Below are 18838 nucleotides of genomic sequence, written 5' to 3'. Positions count from 1 at the left end.
GATGAAGCCGATGGCTCGCAATTTGCCCTGAAGTTCGACACCAACCGCACCCGCGCTGAAGTGGCTGCCGAAGCTGTTGTCGAAGCCCGCACCCACAACATGGAACCCGCAGGCTCGCGTGTGGTGACCTATAAGTCCACCGCCGACCGCGCTGCCGTGCGTGCCCAAGCTGCCGAAGCCGTGCGCACCGGCCAGATCCCTTCGGGCGAATTCAGCGCCATGTAATTTGGCAGACCAACTGCTGAGATTGGTTTGAAGCAGTTGCGGGACTTCCCATGGCGGTGGCACTTCGCGCGGTGCGGGTGTCGCTGCCATGGGGAGTGTTAACTGAACCGCAGGGGCGGGCAGGCAAAAAGGGCTCCCTTTGGGAGCCCTTTTTGTTGTTGGGCCGCATGGACTTGCGGGTGGCCACACGCTCGGCACGGTCAGCCCTTCATAGAATGAAGGACTGTTCGCACGCCGCTTCATGTCCCTCCCACCTTTCCCCATCCGTACCGAATGCCCCCCTGGCACCTGCGTGTGCGACCGGGAGGCGTTGCTGCAAGCACCGGGGGGAGATCTGCGCATCCTGATGCTCACGCGCAGCGAAGAAAAGAAGATGCTGGAGCGCCTGGAGAACCTGGGCAGTCTTGCCGACCTGCGCAGGATGCAGGAGCGCATGGAGCAGCAACTGGGCATCCGCCTGTCTATCACCCAAAGCCCGAACGAGGTGCGCAGCCTGCGGGGAATTGCGATCCTGGTGCACGAACAGCCGGGCCTGTGCCGCAAGACACGGCAGGCCATACCGGCTGCCATCAAGAAAAGCATGGACACCCACCCCCAGATCACGTTTGACCTGCTGGACGAGAGCGGGCTGTTTGGCAGCTCGTAGCGCAACCTGCCCCGCCGTACCGCACCAAGCCGCACCACCGCAGCGCATGCAAGACGATCTTTTTGGCGACACGCTTCCCAAGCCCCCGCCGGCAGACATGCCGGCCAACGGGCCATCGGCTCCATCCCCCACGCAAGGCGCTGAGTCCACTGCACGGCGTACTCGGTCTGGCACGGTAGCCTCAGTTGTTCTGGACGACGCTCTGGAAGCCTTGGCTGCTGCCCTGCCCCGCCAGTTGCGCCTGGGCACTTCGTCATGGACCTACCCTGGCTGGAAAGGCCTGGTGTGGGAGGGCGAGCATTCCGACACGCAGCTGTCGAAACAGGGGCTGGCCGTGTACGCCCAGCACCCGCTGATGCGCACGGTGAGCATCGACCGCAGCTTCTACCGACCGCTCACGGTGAGCCAGTACGAGCGCTATGCGTCGCAGGTGCCCGACGACTTCCGGTTTGTGGTCAAGGCGCCCAGCGTGGTGACGGATGCACTGGTGCGCAGCGAAGACGGACGCGGTCGCCAGCCCAACCCGGCGTTCTTGAGCCCCGAGCTGGCCCGCAGCGAATGTGTGGAGCCGGCGCTCCAGGGCCTGGGCCACAAGCTGGGCGCGCTGGTATTCCAGCTCAGCCCCCTGCCGCTGGCGCAGCTGGATCGCATGCCCGCCTTGCTGGATCGCCTGCGTGCCATGCTGCTGGCCCTGCCCCCGCTGGCACCACTGGCGCCCGATGGGGTGATTGCCGTGGAGGTGCGCGACCCCGAGTGGCTGACGCCCGACTTTGCGGCCGTGCTGCGTGAAGCGGGCGCCACCTATTGCCTGGGGCTGCATGCCAAGATGCCGCCGCTCCCCGACCAACTGCCCCTGCTGCGTGCTCTGTGGCCTAGCCCGCTGGTGTGCCGCTGGAACCTGAACCCTGTGCACGGCCCCTACGGCTATGAAGAGGCCGAGCGGATGTACGAACCCTACGACCGCCTGCACCACCCGGACCTGGACACCCGGGCGGCACTGGCCGCAGTGATCGCAGGCATCACAGGCCGTGGACAGAACGCCTTCGTGACCATCAGCAACCATGCCGAAGGCTGTGCGCCACTCACGGTGCGGGGCGTGGCGGAAGAATTCGCTCGGCTGGCGGCCAGGTAAAACTCGACCCACCCGGTTTTATTGCTCCGGCGCCTGCTCGATGCGGTTGCGGCCGCCTTGCTTGGCACGGTACATCGCGCGGTCCGCGCGGCGTACCAGCTCTTCGGCCAGCTGCTCGCGCTGCGGCGCCATGGTGGCCACGCCGAAGCTCACCGTCACGATGCCCCACGGCGCACCCTCGTGCGGCAGGGCCAGTGCCCGGATGGCTTGCTGGATGTGCTGGGCCATCTCCAGGGCGACCTGGGCATCGGCGCCGGGCAGCAGCACCACAAACTCCTCGCCGCCAAAGCGCGCCACCAGGTCGCCATCGCGCCGTCCCCCGGTCTGTGCCAGCGTCAAGGCCAGGGATTTGAGGCAGGCATCGCCCGCCAGATGGCCGTAGTGGTCGTTGAAGTGCTTGAACACATCCACGTCCAGCATGATCAGCGACAGCGGTCCGTGGGCCCGTTGTGCGCGAGCCCATTCATGGGCCAAGGTCTGGTCAAAATGGCGGCGGTTGGCGATACCGGTCAGGCCGTCGGTGTTGCTGAGCAGCTGCAGCTGGTTGTTGGCCTGGGCCAGCGCCTGGGTGCGCTCATCCACCAACGTCTGCAGCTCCTGGTTGCGCTGCTGTAGGCGGCTGACGGGGTACACCTCGCCGTCTCGGGCCAGTCCATACGGGATGGAGATGCTGCTGTGCGCAATCTTCCAGTCATCGCCCTCCTGCCGGAAGACGAGCACCAAGCGGGCGGTCTCGCTGGCAAACAGCGGGTCGGGGTTGGGCAGGTGGATGTGGAAAAACGCGGTCACGGCCAGCACATCGGCGCCCAGTTCCTGCGGGAACAGGTCCAGCACCTCGATGCCGATGCGCCCGGGCACCTGCGCAAAGTCGGTCTGCGTGATGTCCACCCATTCGCTGCGGGTTTTGATGAGCTTGTCGCTGCTGCCCGCAAAGCCGCTGAAGTTCTCGCTGAAGCGATCCACCAGCCGGGCATCGCGTCCGGCATACATCTCGATGTACTCGTCGAACAGCATGCGGATGAGCCGTTGGCGTTCTGGTGACATGGGACGGTTCCTTGGCGGGGACGGAAGGTGCTGGGCAACGGCCTGAAGCGCTTTGCAAAGGCGCTGCGCCCGCGGCAGCTAACGCTTCGAACAAATGTAACACCTGCAACATTGACCTTGCCAGCGCTGCCTACCACGTTTATGTGCGCTGCCAGACGGTACACGCCCCTTGCAGCAAGCAGACTCTGGCACTGGCAAATCACTGTTCAGATGCCTTGGCTGGCCCGCCAACCGCTTGACCTGGTGAGGCAGGCACACCGGAGCGGCGTCGGTGTTGTGGCTCATACCGTCTTCGTGCCGCGAGGCGGAAACACCTGATGAATCGTATGGACAGCAACCAAAGACCATGGGAGTGGGGCAAGGCCCTGGCGGCCACTTGGCCCACAGCAGAACAAGTCCAGCGCTGGAAGCTGTGGCTGCGTTCGCTGCAAGTGAAGTGGGCACAGGGCTCCAGCACCCAGCACGGCCGGCTGTGGATGGCGCCCCCATCGCATGCCAATCAAAACCTGGGCGAGCCCAGTGTGAGCACCTGTGTGGCAGCCATGCAGCAGATGCTGCAGGTAATGGCGCGTGAAGCCGCAGAACGCCACGCCCTGGAGCGCACCATGGAAGGCACTCAGGCGGCACTGACCCAGGCGCTGGCCGATTTGGACCGCGTGCGCAACGGTGAGCGCCTGGCGCGACACCAGGCGCTGCACGACGAGTTGACCAACCTGCCCAACCGGCGCCATCTGCTACTGCGCCTGGAAGACTTGCTGGACCAAAGGCACTCCCTGCAACCCGGACCGACGGTGTTGTTCATCGACCTCGACAACTTCAAGACCGTGAACGACACCCACGGTCACGGCGTGGGCGACGAGGTATTGCGCATCACAGCCGCGCGACTGAACGCCGCTGTGCGCCATGGCGACCTGGTGGTGCGCCTGGGCGGCGATGAGTTTGCCTGCCTGCTCCGAGGTGTGGCGGACGAAGCGCCGCTACACCAGTTGTGCGCCAAACTGCTGCAGGCGGTGTGTTGCCCCATGAAGATTGGCCACCTGCAACTGCTGGTGCGCCCCAGCATCGGGGTGGCCATCTGCCCCCAGCATGGCACGCAGGCAGACGCCCTGCTGGCCTGTGCCGACGCAGCCATGTATGCCGCCAAGCGCGAACGATGCGGGTATGCGTTTGGAAAAACGGAAGGTACCGACATCACAGACCGCCCGGACCAGCACCCTTGAGCTGGAGGCCCTGGCTTGCGGCAGCCATCAGCCTGGCTTCGCAGCCCGCAACGGCTGCTCACACCTGGGTGGGTACGGTTACGAACAGACAAACGCACCACGGGGGCACACAGTGAAGACACGGCCAACCCCGCTTGGGCGACCGGGCTTTTCCAGGGAATCTTTCACCATGCGCCACCCGACACTTCAGCGTCACCAACAGCCGCTGCCTACCGCCCTTTCTGCGCTGATGATGGTGCTTGCACTGCTGCCGCTGCAGGGCTGCAAGCGCAGCGATATGGTGACCGAGTGGCCACCCGCCAGCCCGTCGCCGGTGGCCTACCTGGAAGACGGCGTGATCACTTCGCGGGTGCGGGCCGCACTCATCCTGTCACCCGTAGTCAATAGCTACAACATCCGTGTGGAATCGCACCAGGGCGTGGTGCTGCTCAGCGGCATGGCCGCAGACCCCACGCAGATCGACCTGGCTGTGTTTGTGGCGCAAACCGTGTCCGGTGTGAAATCGGTGGACAGTTTCATGTTCTCCAATGGCACCGCGCCGGCTCTGGCAGTACGCCAAGGCCACACGCCGGACCTGCAGGCGCTGCGCGCCAAGCGGTTGCTGGCTCCCGTACCCAGCCAGCTCTACCAGGAACGCCACGCCCCAACGGGTGCCGACGAGCACTCCGCCCCCGCCAGTGCAGTGCATGCCGATTCCCCCCTGCCCCCACCCATTCCGGCGCCTGAATCTCCCAATGTCATGCAACCACAGGGCATGCCCCGCGCCAACCGCTGGGTGACGATTGCCCACAGCGTGCTGGGCATTCGCAGCATTCAAGACGATCTGCAGATCAAACCGTGAATGAGAAGTCAACCCGGTACCCGCAGTCCTTAGCCAGAACTCCGGCGAGCTACGGGCTGCTGTATTTCATCAACCGACGATAGATGGCCTTGTCCGCTGCGTAGCAACTGCAGGCCTCGGCCTCCAACGCTTTACGGTTGAGCACGGTGAGTTCACCCCGCTGGTAGGTGATCAGGCCCGCATCCTGAAAGTGCCCCGCCGCCTCCGTCACTCCCACGCGGCGCACGCCCAGCATCAGTGCCATGAATTCTTGCGTGAGGTGAAACGAGTCCGACAACGATCGGTCCTGGCTCATCAGCAGCCAGCGCGCCAGGCGGGGGGCAATGAGGTGATAGCGCTGGCACGCTGCAGCCAGCGTCTGCTGGTGCAGTCGCGCCAGCAGGCAGGCCTGAATCAAGGCCTCCAATTCGGGAATCGCGTCGATCTGCGCACGCAACTGTTTGGCGCCAATGCGCCAGCTAGACCCGGCGCCCTGCACCAGGGCCCGCCACGGCGTGGCTGCGAGCCCCAGGATCAGCTCCGAGCCCAGCATGGCCTCTGACCCCACCATCCCCACTTCCAGCGGGGGGTGGCTGTCCACATCAATGACCAGCGACAAAAAACCTTCGGTCGGGAAATGGGCATGCGCCAGTGGTCGGCCGCGGGTGCTCAGTTCGGCTGAAAGTACCAGCTCGAAGGGCTCGCAGTGCTGCAGCAAACGCTCGCGCGCCGCAGTCGGCAGTTGCTGAAGAAGGGTGTTGTCTTTGCTTTGCATTGCGGGGCCTTGGGCTGTTGTCCGCACTGCACGGGAGTGCAGCGCCAGGACCCCTGCGCAATGCCTTGCCTTGCGCAAGGTGGAGCCCAGTGTGGGTGGCTTTGCGCGGTGCGACTGTCTGCCAGCGCACACAGGGTGCAGGCCCTGTGCGACGTCTTCATCCCGCAGGATCAGAGGGGGACCGATTCACACTGTCTGCCAGGTCGGCGCCCCTAGCTCGCTACGACCAATGGCAGCAGTCGGTCGTATTCCTTTTTGACCACCTCATAGCACTCGCAGGTGCGGCGCTCCAGCCCCGGGCGGTCCAGCACGTTGATGTGCCCGCGCGCATAGCTGATGAGGCCCGACCGCTGCAGCTTGAGTGCGGCCTCGGTCACCCCTTCGCGCCGCACGCCCAGCATGTTGGCGATCAACTCTTGCGTCATGATCAACTGGGTGCTGGGCAAGCGGTCCAGACTCAGCAGCAGCCAGCGACACAGCTGCTGGTCCAGCGAGTGGTGGCGGTTGCACACGGCGGTTTGTGCCATCTGGGTGATGAGTGCCTGCGTGTAGCGCAGCAACAGGTGCATGACCGGTCCTGCATGTTCAAACTCGGATTTGATGACGTCCGCACGCAGCCGAAATCCCGCCCCAGCACTTTGCACCACTGCCCGGCTGGGCGTGGTTCCACCGCCCATGAAGATCGATATGCCCACCAAGCCCTCGTAGCCCACCACCGCGATCTCCGCCGACGCGCCATCCTCCAGCACATACAGCAGCGACACGATGGCACTGGTGGGGAAATACACGTGCGGCATGGCCGCACCCGATTCGTACAGCACCTGTCCCAAAGCCAGTTCCACAGGTTCCAGCAATGGCAGCCAGCGCTGCAGGTCTGGCTCGGGCAAGGCTGCCAGCAACTGGTTTTGAAGGGGGATATTGGAGCGTTTGATGGTGGAACCTTGGTGTATCGCGGTGCTGTGCCCCTGCGGCCTTGCCTGCCGCCTGGGCATGCCGCAAGTTTGTGGCAGCGCGCCGAACAAGGTCTGTACGGTATCGCACATACACACAATTACCAAATGCCGGATGTCAAGGTGCACCAAGGCCCCACAAAAGATGCACTCTGCGCATGCCCTACCCAGGCAACGGAATCACAAAACACTGGCCATCGGGCCCGTCACCCCAGCGTAGCCGCTCGCCCACCTGCAACCATCGGGCGTCCGGTGGGACGTTCGACGGCAAGACCGCTGAGGCTCCTGCGGCAACGCGCACCAGCACAAACCGCAGCGTGCGTCCTGAACGCACCAGCGTCAGCTCTGAACCCGGCCAGTGTGGCGGCAGACAAGGCGTGAAGAACAGCTCTTGCGCCCGCATCTGCAGCCCCACGATGGACTCCACCGCTGCTCGGTGCAGCCAGCCTGCTGCTCCGGTGTACCAACTCCAGCCGCCGCGCCCCACATAGGGCGGCTGGCTGTAGATGTCGGCCGCCATCACATAGGGCTCGACGGCATACACCGGCCCCCAGACGGGGTGGCGGGCGCGGTGCGCCGGACTCAGGTAGGTGAAGTAACGGCAAGGCACATCGAACGCACCGGGGTGCTCAGGCTTCTGCAGCGCCAGTTCTGCGGCGGCCATTAGCGCCCATACGCCGCCATGGGCATACTGCCCGCCGTTCTCGCGCACGCCGGGCGGGTAGGCCTGGATGTAGCCCGCGCTGGGTGATGCATGGCGCAGCGGGGGCGCCAGCAGCTGGATCAAGCCTGCTGCGGGGTTGACCAGATGCGCCTCGATCGCGTCCATGGCCTGGCGCTGCCGCGCAAGCTTTGCTGCGCCCGAGAGCACTGCCCAGGCCTGCGCGATCAGGTCAATGCGACCCTCGTCCCGCGTGTGGCTGCCCAGGGCCGTGCCATCGTCAAAAAAGGCGCGCTGGTACCAGTCACCGTCCCACGCCTGGTTTTCCAGTGCCACGCGCCAGCCGGTCAGGGCAGCGTCCCAGCGCTGCACGCGCTCCCAATCGCCATGATCGCGGGCGATCGGAATCCAGTCGGTGACGATGGCGCACAGGAACCACGCCAGCCACACCGATTCACCGCGCCCACCGTCGCCCACGCGGTTCATGCCGTCGTTCCAGTCGCCCCCGCCCATCAGCGGCAGGCCATGTGCGCCGGTGCGCAGGCTGCGGTCTATGGTGCGGGCGGCATGCTCGTACACACTGGCCGTTGTGGCGCTGGCGCTGGGGGATTCGTAGATGTCTTCCGCCCCTTCGGGGATCGCAGAACCTTCAAGGAACGCCACCTGCTCCTCCAGCAAGCTGTGGTCTGCCGTGCGCTGCAGGTAATGCGCGCAGGCAAAGGGCAGCCACAGCAGGTCGTCCGAGAAATGCGTGCGCACCCCGGCCCCACCCGGCGTGTGCCACCAATGCTGCACATCGCCCGCTTCAAACTGGCGCGACGCGCACAGAACAATCTGCGCGCGCAAGGTGCCCGGCTGCGCCCAGGCCAGCGCCATGGCATCCTGCAACTGGTCGCGGTAGCCCGTGGCACCACCCGCCTGGTAAAAGCCCGCTTTGGCAAACAGGCGTGAAGACACCGTCTGGTACAGCAGCCAGCGGTTGACCAGCACATCGAACAGCGGGTCGGGCGTGGTCACCTGCGTGGCACCCAGCAGTTCGTTCCACCGGTCCAGCGTGGCCTGCTCGCGTGTACGGGCCGCCACGGCCATGGCCTCTTGCGCCAGCGAGCGTGCCGCAGCCTCGGTGGGTGCGTAGCCCATCAGGTACACGCGCTCGAACACCGCCCCGGCCCGCAAGGTCACCAAACGCGACAGGGCTGCACAGGGGTCCAGCCCAAACCCGCTGCGCTGCCCCAGCTGCAGGGGCACCACCAGATCGCCCTGCGCATCGAAGAACTCGCGGCGGTCGCTCGTCCAGTCCAGGCTGTCGTTGGCACGGTCGTCCGTGCCCGGCCCGGCCGAGGCCTCGCAGAAAAAGGCTGTGCCCCCGCCCAAGCCTGCGGCCGCCTCGGTCTGCGTGCACAGCAGGCCCAGCAAGCGGCCATCGGGCAGTGGCGCAAAACACGGTGCGGTGGACAGCGTGGCACGGTCGCCGCGTTTTTCGCCCATCATCCACTCCACCATGCCCACCAGGCGCAAGTGCTCGCGCCGGTTGCCCAGGTTTCGCACCTGCACAAACACCTGCTTGATGGCGGTGACGGGGTCCACACACCAGCGCACCTCCACCTCCAGCGCGCCTCGGCGGTGGCGGATGGTGGTAGTACCCTGGGCGTGCTCCACGCGGTACGCCACATCGGCCGCACCCCAGGCCGAGGGCGTCAGGCCCCACACCTCACGCGTGCGGCGGTCCTGCAGCAGCAGCCATTCGGCGGGCGGGTCGGCCACCGGGTCGTTGGACCATGCGGTGAGCTGGTTCAGGCGGCTGTTGAGCGCCCAGGTGTTGCCTGCGCCAGTTTCCGACACCATGGCCCCCAGCTGCGCATTGGCCAACACATTGACCCAGGGTTTGGTGGGCCGCAGCGCGGCGGACACATCAAACCCAAAGGTGCCGGAGACCGGTGCAAAGCTGCCCTCCGGCGCGGGCACCCGCGTGCTGCCTTGGTGCGTGGGCACTTCGTCGGTGGCGCCGCCGCGCCAGGGGCTGGCCAGGGGCACGCCGTGTGCCGCCACCCAGGCTTTCACCTGGTGCATGAGGGCATGGCCATCAGCATGGAGGGTGATACGGGCCAGGCTCGCCAAGGTGCCCAGCTGTGCAGCCGACAGCTCATCGAGCCGCAGCACCCGCAGGCTGGTCACCGCCGGGCCGGTGTGTGTGGCGAGGTCGGCATCGTGGTGTTCGCGCAGCAGCGTCAGCTCGCGCTGCAAGGGCATATGGTACGAGTGAGACTCACTGCTGAGCACCACCAGGTCGCAGGCCACGCCGCCATGCGCCCATTCGCGCAGCGCCTGGGCCAGCGTGCGCAGCAGGCCCATGCCCTGGGGCGATCCGGCCATCACCAGCACAATGGGCCGGTCACCCGACAGGCCCAGTTGCCACAGCGTGCGCCGGTCACACACGGGGCGGGCGGCCTGGGCCTCGGTCAGCACACCCAGGTGGGTGCTGTGGACCTTGGGCAGCGTGAACACCAGCGCCGTGGTCAGTGCCTGCAGCGCGGGTAGGTAGTCGCGGTGCGGGCGGTGCGATGCCCACTGGATGCTGGCGAGCGTGGCCGACATGGCCGATGCCCGCTCCAGATAGCTGGGCTGGCGGTACTTGTCGATGATGGCCAGCAGCGTGGCCGGGTCTGGCGATGCCGCCGTGGCAAACGTGACACAGGCCTGCGCGCCGGGCGCAATGCGCAGCATCACGCCCATGGCGGCTACCGGGTCCAAGCCCGTGTCCAGCGTGGCGGGCACCTCCGGCACACAGTCCAGCATCGCCAACGGCTGGCCTGGCGTGTGGTTGCGCCCCAGCCAGAGCTGCCGGTCTGTCTGGCAACGCAGGCCCAGCACATGACCTTGGGTATCTGCCACAAAGTGCGCAGCCTGCAGGGTGGTCTCGGTCTGCAGGCGGGGGGTGCGCACAAACCGCAGGGCCTGCTGTGCAGGCAGCCAATCGGCGGCAATAAAAAGGTTGGAGAACGCGGGGTGCGCCTCGTCAGCCGCGTGGGTGGCCAGGGTGATGTCCAAGGCCGAGATCAGCTCCAGCTCGATCACCGCGTCGCCCAGGTTGCTCACCACCACCTTGCGCAGTTCGATGTCGTCTTCCGGGCTCACCCACACCGTGGTGTGCACGCGCAACCCCGGCCACAGTGCATCAAAACACACGCGGTCGGTGTGGAAGATGCTGCCGTACACCGCTCGCGCGTCGGGAGCGGGGTGGCTGGTGACGGACACGGGCACGCTGGAGCCCAACTGCCGCACATACAGAAAACTGCCGTGCGCATCGCGCAGCGCATCGTCGCGCCAGCGGGTGATGCCCGTCTGGTGCCAGCGGCTCCACCCTGCCCCATTGGCGCGCAGGGTGACGCTGTAGCGCCCGTTGCCCAGCAGGTGTGTCGGCTCCAGCGCGTGGGCACCCGGGGTGACAGAGCGCACATGGTCCGGCGTTTTTTGCTGGCGCGCATGCAGCGGCAGACGCGGCGGTGTCGCCTGCAAGGTGGGGAGCTCGCGCGGGGCGCGCTCCTGCAGCAACGGCAGCACGGCCTCAATGCGGGCATGCGCCGTGCCCCAGCGCTGGGCCACGCCGCTGAGCAGCACATTGGCCAGCGCCACGATGGTCATGCCCTGGTGGTGGGCCATGTAGGTGCTGACCAGGGTAAACCGCTCGCCGTGGGTCTGCCGTTCGGGCGTGAAGTCCAATGCCTCGTAGAAGCCGTAGCGCCCACGCGCCGACAGCGCTTCCAGGGTGCGGAAGTTGGCGCAGGCTGCTCGGGCATCCACCTGCGTGGCCAGCGCCGTGGCATAGGGCGCAATCACCATCTCGCCCACCGGCGTGCGGCGCAAGGCCAGGCGTGGCACACCCTGCGGCGCGTACTGGTACGCCAGGGTGTGGTCGCGCCCAGCATAGGCGCATTCAGAGATGCCCCAGGGCATATCTTTGCCCAGCCCCTGCACCAGCGCCACCTGCTCGCGCAGGGCCGACCGCCCTGCCTCGCCCAGGGCGCTGTGATACGGCTCAGCCATGACCAGCGTGGGCATCAGGTACTCGAACATCGAGCCCGACCACGAGCGCAGCACCGCATGGTGGCCGCTCGCGAAAAACGGCCGCCCCAGGGCCGCCCAGTGTTTCACCAGCAGGTCGCCCTTGGCCACAGCCAGGAGGCTGGTGGTGCGCGACTCGGACGCGAGCAGGTCATAAAACGAGGTGTCCAACTGCTGCTCGTCCACCCGGTAGCCAATGTGCAGCAGGTGCCGCCGGGGGTGGTACAGAAACCGGAAGTCTGCCTGCCAGGCCAGGGCGTCCAGCCCCTCGGCCAGGGCCATGAGGCGGCGCGTGGTCTCGGGTGCGCCGCCGTGGTGTGCTGCTTGCTGGTCACGGTCCACCGACTGCAGTGTGGCCAGGTGGTCGGCCAGCAGCCACAGCAGTTCGTCCTGTTCCGTCGGCGGGCTGTGCACGATGGCCGGGTGGCGTGGCTGGGCCATGCTGCGCAGTTCGTCCTGCGCCTGCGCCAGCAGCGCGCGAAACGCCGTGGCCTCTGGCAGATGCGCTGCGTCTGGCGCGCGCACGCCAAGCAGGCGGCTCAGCGCAGAGGGGTGGTGCAACCCGCGCATGCCGGGGTGGTGGATGCCCAGCCGGGGCTGCAGCCGCGCCAGCGATGCGCGAATGGCCTGCTCGCCCGCCTGCGGCGACAGCGGCTGCGCCGCCAGCGCATGGCAGGCCTGCGCCACGGCCACAAGGTGGGCGCAGAGGTTACCGCTGTCCACCGTGGACACATACCGAGGGTGCAAAGGCTGCAGGGTTTCGGTGTCGTACCAGTTCAGGAAGTGGCCCCGGTGCCGTTCCATCACTTGCAGGGTCGCGAGGGTGGCTTCGAGCCGGTCGAGCAGCTCCAGCGTGCCGATCCAGCCGAACCGGCGCGCACAACTGGCGCTCAGCAGGTACAGCCCGATGTTGGTGGGCGAGGTACGGTGCGCCACCATTTCATACGGAGCGGTCTGCAGGTTGTCGGGCGGCAGGTGATGGTTGGAGGCATCTACACAGCGCTCGAACAATCGCCAGGTGTCTCGCGCCACGCCGTGCAGCAGGTCCTGGTCTTGCGCCGACAAGGTTGCGTTGCCCCGACCAGACGGAACGCAGTTGGCCAGCCACACCAGCAGCGGCGACAGCGCCCACAGCGCGAGCAGCGGCCCCACCAAAGTCCAAGGCGCCAAGTTTCCACCGGCCCACAGTGCCAGGCCACAGCCCACCGCCAGCAAGGGTGCCGCCTTGTGTCTGCGCAGCGTGGCCGCCAGGCCTGTGATCAGGCTGCTCTGCGCGGCCTCGGCCGTGGTCCACTCCAGCAGGTGCCAGCGGCTCACGGCCTGCCGGTGCACGGTGCGCACCACGGCATCGCCCAGCAGCAGCGCTTGCTGCGGCAGCAGGGCCAGGTGCCACACACCACTGGCCAGGGCGCGCAACAGGTCGCCCGATGCTTCGTGCACAAAACGCATGCCGACCAGCCCAAAGCGGCTGGGCACCCAGCCCGCCAGCGCGCCCATCAAGGGCGCAGCCACATAGGCAGCCACCACCAGCGCCAGCGTGCTGGCCAAAGGCAGGCCCAGCCCCGCCAGGGCCAGCACCACCAGTACCAGCGATGCGGGCGCCACGAGCGAGCGGCGCAGGTTGTCCAGCAGCTTCCAGCGGTTGATGGGCGAAAGGCCCCAGCGCTGGGCATGGACCAGAAAGGGCCACAGCTGCCAGTCGCCCCGCGTCCAGCGGTGCAGGCGGGCGGCGGCGGTATCGCTGTGTTCGGGCTCCGCCTCCACCAGCGTCAAATCGCTCACCACGGCGCAGCGTGCCAGCGCACCTTCGAGCAGGTCGTGGCTCAGCACCTGGTCGGCTGGCAGGCGCCCGCCCAGCACGGCGTGCACGGTGGCCACATGCAGCAGGCCCTTGCCGGTGAAGCTGCCTTCGGCAAAAAAATCCTGGTACACGTCGGAGGTCATGGCGCTGTACGGGTCCAGCCCCTGCTGGCCCGCAAACAGCCACTGCCACAACGAGGTGGTGGCAAAAGTGGGCAGTGGCGCCAGCACCCGGGGCTGCAGGATGCCGTAGCCCTGCACCACGCGCTGGCCTGTGGCATCCAGCCGGGGCTGGTTCTCGGGGTGCTCAGCCACACCCACCAGGCTGCGCAGGCGGCCCGGGGGCAGCTGCGTATCGCTGTCCAGCGTGAGCACATAGCGGGTCTGCGGTGCGAGGTGCGAGAGTTCGTCCAGGTCCAGGAAGGCGCCCTGCCCCCCGGTGGCGAGTGCGGCCACCAGCTGTTCGAGCTTGCCGCGCTTGCGCTCCCAGCCGATCCACTGCTGCTGCGTAGGGCTGTAGGTGCGCGCGCGGTGCAGCAGCACAAAACGCGGGGCACTGCCTGGAGTGAAGGGGTGCTGCTGGTTCAGGGCCTGCATCTGGCTCTGGGCATGGGCCAGCAGCGGGCCGTCTTCGGGCAGGTCTTGCAGATCGGCATCCACACCGTCGGTCAGCAGCGCAAACTGCGCACAGGGCTCGGGGTTGGCCAGGTAATGCAGGTGCAGGCGGTGCACCAGCCGGTCGATGGTGCCGGTGCTGCTGAGCAGCGCCGGGATCGCCACCAGCACACGTGCCGATACCGGAATGCCCGCTGGCAGCAGGTAGCGGGGCATGTAGGTGGGCCGGACGGATTCGCCAATGAGCCGGTTGACCACGGCTACCACGATCTCGGAGACGGGCAGCAGCAACAAAGCGGCGACCAGCGCCAGGCCCGCAAGATGGGCTGCGCTGGTATCGGGCCCCGCCTGCACACCCCACAGGGGCGCCATCAGCCAGGCCAGCAGACCGAGCGAGCCCAGCAGCAAGGCGCCCAGGTACAACGGCACACGCGACAGACCCACCGCAGAACGCCACAGGGACAACACATCGGTGGTATGTCGGCGCACGCCCAGGGCATGCTCCAGCTGGCCGCGCCCGGCGCCTTGCAGCCAATAGCCTGCCAACGCCTGTTCAGCCCCAGTCTCATCCTGAGGCTCACGGTCTGCGCCCGACATCAGCAATAGCAGCGTCCGCGCCACCGCGGCCTCGCCCTGCCCGCTGCGGGCTGACAGGTTTTCAATGCCATGCAAGGTGGTGTTGCGGGTGGACTCGTCCTCGGCCGCAAACACGGGCGACTGCAGCATGGCGCGCAGCACCAGGCTGGTCTGGCTGATGATGTCGGACCAGTCGGCAGCGCCCACCCGCCGCAGTGCGGTAACGGCATTGCCCATGCTCAGCTGGTCGGCGGCCTGGTTAATCTGTTGCTGGGCCTGCAACGCCACCAGGTCGGGCACCGCGGACAACAACCACTGCTGCACGGGCGATGGCGTGCCTGCAGCGGCATGCCCGCCCACCACGCCGCGCCCCATCATCGACTGCGCCAGGTGGGCAAGGAACACCGGGGCCACGCCACGCCGCTCCATGGCGGCGCAGGCAGCATCCAGTGTCAGCCCGTTCAGGTCCTGGCTGCGGGCGGCGCACAGGCTGGCCAGCTCCTGCGCGGCCTTGTGGCTGGCCAGGCGCTCGGCCAGGCGGCGCAGGTTTTCGATGAGCACCACGCGCAGCGTGGTGGGCAACGCCCACAGCTCGCCCTGGCTCAGCTCGCGGGTCTCCTGGTAAGCGTTCAGGTACTGCACGAGCAGCGATTCATCGAACGCACTGTCGGTATGGGCCACAAACGACCAGGCCACACCGTACACACGCGGCAGGCCCACCAGCGGAGCGTCTTTGAGCACGGGCAGCGAGCGGTAGTAACGCGGCGGTAGCCCGGCCCGGATCTCCTTGAGCTGGCTTTCGATCAAATGGAAGTTGTCAAACAGCCATTCAGCGGCGGGGCTGATCGCATGCTCGTCATGCGGTGCGTCAAACAGGTAGCGGTACGCGCCCCGTAGTGCGCGGATGTTGCTCTGCAGACGCGGGTAAAACGTGGTGCGGCCAAAGGGCGCCTTGCCTGCGTCGTGGGAGGAACCGAGGTGCCGGCCATGCTCTTCGAAGCGGGCCACGCCAAACACTTCGGCCCGCAGGGGCTCCAGCACCGAGCCTGCCCGGGCATCGAGCATGCGGTCCATCGCGTAGGGAACCCAGGGCCATGGTGTGCGTAAGCCCATGCGCGCGCGCCCTACCGCACCAGCGATACAGCCCCCACCAGCAAGGTGACCAGCAGTGCAACCGTCACCACATGCTCTGCCACCTGGGCCTGCAGCCATGCAGCGCCACCGAGCAACCGGTCCAGCGGCCCCCGCAATGCGCCGCAATGCACCAGGTGTTCACCCAGATGGGAGAGTTCCAGCAGCGATATGTCTGCCGGCTGCCCCACGGAAGACGTGTCCCACGCAGAGGTAAGGTTGGATGGATGGGACATGGACGGCTCCTGGTACACAAGTGAATGGCGCAACCACATGGCGGGTACGCTCCGATCCTCTTGTACAAGGGGCACATGCTGCGCGTCTGTGCGCTGTCGAACAGACCCCAGCCAGTCTGATTTTTGCCCATGCACCTCACCACCTGATGCCTGGCCTCGCTGGCAAAGCGACTGGCGAGGTGGGTAGCGTTGAAGTCAACTACAACGCTACTATTTGTATAGCGCACAGCGCAATAAATCAAAGCACTAGCGGTCGATTTGATCCAAAAATAACGAATCAAACACTGCTCGGTACCAGCACGGCAGAAGCCAGCGCCGGTCCATCACTGGACTACGACTTTTCAGAGGACACGTTGAACGCCCACCACCGTGCGCCCGCACCGCTCAGGCAACCTGGGCGGCCTCGCGCAGGCTGTCCACCAGCGCCCGCAGCCCGGCCAGGTAGGAGTGGGGACCGAAGCCCTGCACCGTGGCCTTGACGGCGGGCGAGATGATGGAGTGCGCGCGCCAGGCCTCGCGCGCGGCGATATTAGACATGTGCACTTCGATCACCGGGAAAGGCATGGCCTTGATGGCGTCGTGCAGCGGCACGCCGTGCTGTGTCAGCCCCGCAGGATTCACGAGTGCGCCCTGCGCTGCATCGATGTTCGCGTGCAGGAAGTCGATGAGCGCGCCCTCGTGGTTGGACTGCACGATGTCGAGCTCCACACCCAGCTCTGTAGCGAGCTTGAGCAAACGCTCGTTGATCTGGGCCAGCGTGGTGGTGCCGTAGATATGGGGTTCGCGGCGCCCGAACAGGTTGAGGTTGGGGCCGTGGAGGATGAGAATTTTCATGGGGTGTTCAGGGTTGGGAGCGGCTGACAAAGCTCAGCGAAGCGGTTCTGGCTAGGCGCTGCGTCGCAGGCAGTGCGAATAGCACGACAAGACGCAGTAACGACGCCAGAAGAGTTTTGCCAGGCGCTCTTACTTGCGGATGCGGGCGAGTTCGTCGTTGTAGAGCTTGACGATCGCCGGGTCATAGGTGGCCGCGAACTTCTCGATCACGGGCTTGGCGATCTGCTGCATGCGCGCCAGCTCGGCGGGCGTGATCTCGTTGTAGGCCATGCCTTTGGCCTGCAGGTCCCCCACCGAACGCTGCGCTGCAGCGCGGCTCACCTGGCGCTGGTAGCCACGCGACTCGTTGGCAGCGTCGTGCATCATCTTCTGCTCAGCGGGGGTGAGCTGGTCCCAGAACTTCTTGCTCACCAGCACGATGTTGGCGGCGTACACGTGGTTGGTGGCGCTCACGTACTTCTGCACCTCGAACATCTTGTTCGACAGGATCACGGCATAGGGGTTCTCCTGGCCGTCCACGGCCTTGGCTTCCAGCGCGCCGTACAGCTCGGCAAACGGCATGGGCACGGGGTTGGCCTTGAAGGCCTTGAAGGTCTCCAGGAACACCGGGTTGGGGATCACGCGCAGCTTGAGTCCATCAAAATCATCGGCCTTGGTGATGGGGCGCCTGCTGTTGGTCACGTTGCGAAAACCGAGGTCCCAGTAGCCCAGGGCCACCAGGCCCTTCTCGGGCAATCGGGCGATCAGCGCCTGGCCCAGCGGGCCGTCGAGCAGCGCATCGGCCTGCGCAAAGTTGGCCACCGAGAAGGGGAAGTCCACCAGGCCGAATTCCTTGACGATACCGGCCAGCGAGGTGGTGGCCGGGGCCGACATCTGCTGCACACCGCCCTGCAGCGCCGACTGCTGCTGCATCTCGTTGCCCAGCTGCGAGGCGGGGAACTCCATCACCTTCATCTTGCCGCCGCTCTTGGCCGCCAGCAGCTCGCCAAAACGCTTGACGCCAAAGCTCACGGGATGGTCGGCATTGTTCAGGTGTCCGAAGCGGATCACGCGCTCCTGCTGCGCGGCGGCGGGCAGCGCCATCAAGAAGGACAGGCCAGCGGCCGCCAGAAGGCAAGCAGTTTTTTTCACAGGGACTTCTCCAACAAAAAGAGACCAGCAATGTGCACACCAGGCCCGGAGTGCATCGGGAACTGCATCGTATGAATAAAGTGGAAACTGTTTCCACAGTAGAAACCCTTTAACAATTTTTGATACATTGCGCCCGAAGAACCAGCGCCTGGGTATCCTGGAAAAACCGGTCCACGATCACGAAGAGCCCCCGCCATGAGCAGCATCCTTGAACGCAGTTTCAAAGTCCTGGAGCACCTTGCCCCGCACCCGGAAGGCAAGGCCCTGTCGAGCCTGGCCTCCGAACTGGACATGCCACTGAGCGCCACGCACCGCCTGCTGGCCGAGTTGATCCGTTGCGGCTACGTGCGGCAGGACCAGAGCCAGGGCAACTACATGCTCACCATCAAGCTGGTGTCGCTGGGCCTGGGCTATCTGAGCGCCACGGGCGTGGTGGACATTGCCCAGCCCCTGCTGGACCGGCTGGCCGCCGAATCTGGCGAGCTGGTGCGTCTGGCCGTGGTGGACGGTGATGCGCTGACCTTTGTGGCCAAGGCGCAAGGGGCCGTGCGCGGCCTGCGCTACGACCCGGACATGGGCCTGTCGGTCAACCTGTCGTGCAGCTCGGCCGGCCATGCCTGGCTGTCCACGATGAGCGACGAAGAGGCCCTGGCCCTGGTAGCACGCCAGGGCTTTGGCAAGCCCGAGGACTACGGCCCCAACGCCCCCACCACCGTGAAGGCCCTGCTGGCCTACCTGCGCACCGCGCGGCAGAAGGGCTTCAGCACCATCGTCGAGGTGTTTGCTCCGGCCATGGCGGCCATGGCCGCGCCCATCCGACGGGGCAACGGCACGGTGATCGGGGTGGTGACCATTGCGGGCCCGCTGGTGCGCCTGACGCCCGAGCGCATGCAGGCCCTGGGCCCTGCCCTGCTGAACACCACGCACGAGCTGGCCATGGCCAGCGCGGGGTCGCCCCTGCTCAAAAAGCGCGGCTGAAC

13 protein-coding genes are annotated in these 18838 nt (G+C 66.3%); 6 read left to right on the top strand and 7 right to left on the bottom strand.

The genetic code is table 11. The features are described 5' to 3' along the window. From ATF69_RS19450 to ATF69_RS19440, 3 genes are all read left to right on the top strand, one after another. On the top strand, nt 1-225 hold a 225-nt coding region (locus ATF69_RS19450), incomplete at its 5' end, for a DUF4148 domain-containing protein (protein ID WP_146871980.1). A 241-nt stretch (nt 226-466) separates the two neighbouring features. Next, complete coding sequence (locus tag ATF69_RS19445) at nt 467-871, top strand: hypothetical protein (protein ID WP_056063453.1); 405 nt, start codon at nt 467-469, stop codon at nt 869-871. A gap of 46 nt (nt 872-917) precedes the next feature. Then, on the top strand, nt 918-2003 hold the full coding sequence (locus ATF69_RS19440) for a DUF72 domain-containing protein (protein ID WP_146871979.1): 1086 nt from the start codon (nt 918-920) through the stop codon (nt 2001-2003). 18 nt (nt 2004-2021) lie between these two features. On the opposite strand, the gene ATF69_RS19435 is transcribed toward ATF69_RS19440, so the two are convergent. After that, nucleotides 2022-3047, bottom strand: coding sequence for a diguanylate cyclase (locus ATF69_RS19435; protein ID WP_146871978.1), 1026 nt, complete (start codon nt 3045-3047; stop codon nt 2022-2024). A 326-nt stretch (nt 3048-3373) separates the two neighbouring features. Between ATF69_RS19435 and ATF69_RS19430 the strand changes: the two genes are divergently transcribed. Together ATF69_RS19430 and ATF69_RS19425 are read left to right on the top strand one after the other, a co-directional pair. Continuing rightward, nucleotides 3374-4267: a GGDEF domain-containing protein gene (locus tag ATF69_RS19430; protein WP_146871999.1), complete on the top strand. Its 894-nt coding sequence runs from the start codon at nt 3374-3376 to the stop codon at nt 4265-4267. A gap of 169 nt (nt 4268-4436) precedes the next feature. Beyond that, nucleotides 4437-5108 (top strand): BON domain-containing protein, encoded by a 672-nt coding sequence (locus ATF69_RS19425; protein WP_056746237.1) that lies wholly within the window; start codon nt 4437-4439, stop codon nt 5106-5108. 49 nt (nt 5109-5157) lie between these two features. Here ATF69_RS19425 and ATF69_RS19420 read toward each other — a convergent pair whose 3' ends face one another. From ATF69_RS19420 to ATF69_RS19395, 6 genes are all read right to left on the bottom strand, one after another. Next, a complete protein-coding gene (locus ATF69_RS19420) occupies nt 5158-5862 on the bottom strand; it encodes a Crp/Fnr family transcriptional regulator (RefSeq protein ID WP_056746240.1) in 705 nt (234 codons plus the stop codon). A gap of 212 nt (nt 5863-6074) precedes the next feature. Continuing rightward, nucleotides 6075-6749: a Crp/Fnr family transcriptional regulator gene (locus ATF69_RS19415; RefSeq protein WP_056746691.1), complete on the bottom strand. Its 675-nt coding sequence runs from the start codon at nt 6747-6749 to the stop codon at nt 6075-6077. A 226-nt stretch (nt 6750-6975) separates the two neighbouring features. Then, on the bottom strand, nt 6976-15591 hold the full coding sequence (locus ATF69_RS19410) for a glycoside hydrolase family 94 protein (protein ID WP_146871998.1): 8616 nt from the start codon (nt 15589-15591) through the stop codon (nt 6976-6978). A 59-nt stretch (nt 15592-15650) separates the two neighbouring features. Next, nucleotides 15651-15893, bottom strand: coding sequence for a hypothetical protein (locus tag ATF69_RS19405; protein WP_056746242.1), 243 nt, complete (start codon nt 15891-15893; stop codon nt 15651-15653). A 384-nt stretch (nt 15894-16277) separates the two neighbouring features. After that, nucleotides 16278-16727, bottom strand: coding sequence for a type II 3-dehydroquinate dehydratase (locus ATF69_RS19400; RefSeq protein WP_010465590.1), 450 nt, complete (start codon nt 16725-16727; stop codon nt 16278-16280). A 129-nt stretch (nt 16728-16856) separates the two neighbouring features. Continuing rightward, nucleotides 16857-17810 carry a TRAP transporter substrate-binding protein gene (locus ATF69_RS19395; RefSeq protein WP_099732131.1) on the bottom strand — a complete coding sequence of 318 codons (954 nt, stop codon included), beginning with the start codon at nt 17808-17810 and terminating at the stop codon, nt 16857-16859. A gap of 243 nt (nt 17811-18053) precedes the next feature. Here ATF69_RS19395 and ATF69_RS19390 point away from each other — a divergent pair, with 243 nt between their 5' ends. Beyond that, a complete protein-coding gene (locus tag ATF69_RS19390; protein ID WP_099730436.1) occupies nt 18054-18836 on the top strand; it encodes an IclR family transcriptional regulator in 783 nt (260 codons plus the stop codon). Nucleotides 18837-18838: the final 2 nt, after the last annotated feature.

It is taken from the genome of Acidovorax delafieldii, assembly GCF_007993815.1.
In the GTDB taxonomy this organism is placed as follows: Bacteria; Pseudomonadota; Gammaproteobacteria; order Burkholderiales; family Burkholderiaceae_C; genus Acidovorax; species Acidovorax delafieldii.
This window is presented reverse-complemented; position numbering and strand designations above follow the sequence as displayed.